This window comes from Leucobacter sp. M11 (assembly GCF_035726885.1).
Lineage (GTDB): Bacteria > Actinomycetota > Actinomycetes > Actinomycetales > Microbacteriaceae > JAPFRB01.
On record NZ_JAPFRB010000004.1, the window covers coordinates 533,002 to 534,224 of the forward strand.

Annotated in this window: 1 protein-coding gene; it reads right to left on the bottom strand. The window is 73.3% G+C overall.

Going from position 1 to position 1,223, the window contains the following annotated elements:
* Window positions 1-68: 68 nt before the first annotated feature.
* A partial coding sequence (locus OOT08_RS14725; protein WP_325093541.1) for an acyl-CoA dehydrogenase family protein occupies window positions 69-1,223 on the bottom strand: 1,155 nt, incomplete at its 5' end.

The following is a 1,223-nucleotide window of genomic DNA, read 5'->3' on the forward strand; positions in this document are numbered from 1 at the left end:
GTTCCCGGCCGCGTCGCCGGCACCCGGCCGCCCCGCGAGGGCCGTGCCCGTGGCCGCCTGAGCGCCGCTTAGAACGCCGAGATTCCGGTGATCGCCCGCCCCACGAGGAGCGTATTGATGTCGTGGGAGCCCTCGTAGGTGTAGAGCGCCTCGGCGTCCGCGAAGACGCGGGCAATGCCGGACTCCTGCACGATCCCGTTGCCGCCGAACAGCTCCCGGGCGAGCGCGACGCTCTCGCGCATCCGGGCGCTTCCCGAGGCTTTCGCGAGCGCTGCCTGCTCCGAGCGTACCCGGCCCTCGTCCTGGAGTCGGGCGAGCTGCGCGAGCACCGCGAGGCTCGCGGTCACGTTTTCGAGGATGCGCACGAGCTTCTGCTGCACGAGCTGGAAGCCGCCGATGGGCTGGCCGAACTGGCTCCGCTCGCGGGCGTACCGGAGCGCGTGATCGTAGGCGGCGAGTTGCAGGCCGAGCGTTTGCCAGGCCACCCAGACACGGGAGGCGGTCAGGAGTTCGGCCACGTCGCCGAAGCCGCGCACGCCGGGGAGCCGCCGGGACTCCGGAACGCGCACCCCGTCCAGCACGAGGTCCGCGTTCTGGACGATGCGCAGGGAGATCTTGTCCTCGATGAGGGTCCGGCTGAGCCCCGCCGCATCGCCGGGGACGAGGAACCCGAGCACGGAGCCGTCCGCCTGATCGCGGGCCCACACGAGCACGACATCCGCGATCGTGCCGTTGCCGATCCAGCGCTTGACGCCGTGCAACACCCAGTCATCGCCGTCGCGGACGGCCGCGGCGCCCATCGCGCGTGAGATGTCCGAGCCGTGCTCTGGCTCGGTGAGCGCGAACGCGCCGACCAGGCTGAGCTCGCGCAGCCCGGGGAGCAGCGCCGCCTGGGCCTCCGGGGAGCCGTATCGCTCGACGGCGCTCAGGCAGAGTTCGCCGTGCACCCCGAGGAAGGTGGAGCAGGAGGCGTCCACGCGGGCCAGCTCCGCGTGCAGGAGCCCGCGGAGCAGGCTGCTCCGGCCCGCGGCGGGTGCGCCGAGCACGCCGAGCCGGGCGAGGATCGCGGGCAGCTCGCTCGGAAAGGTGCCCGCGCGCCAGTGCTCGGCGACCAGGGGCCGGATCTCCGCGTCGAAGGCGGCCCGGGTCTCCGCGAGGATCGCGCACTCCGCGGGGGAGAGGAGCTCGCGAATGCCGAGCAGGTCGTCGAGCGCGCGCGGTTC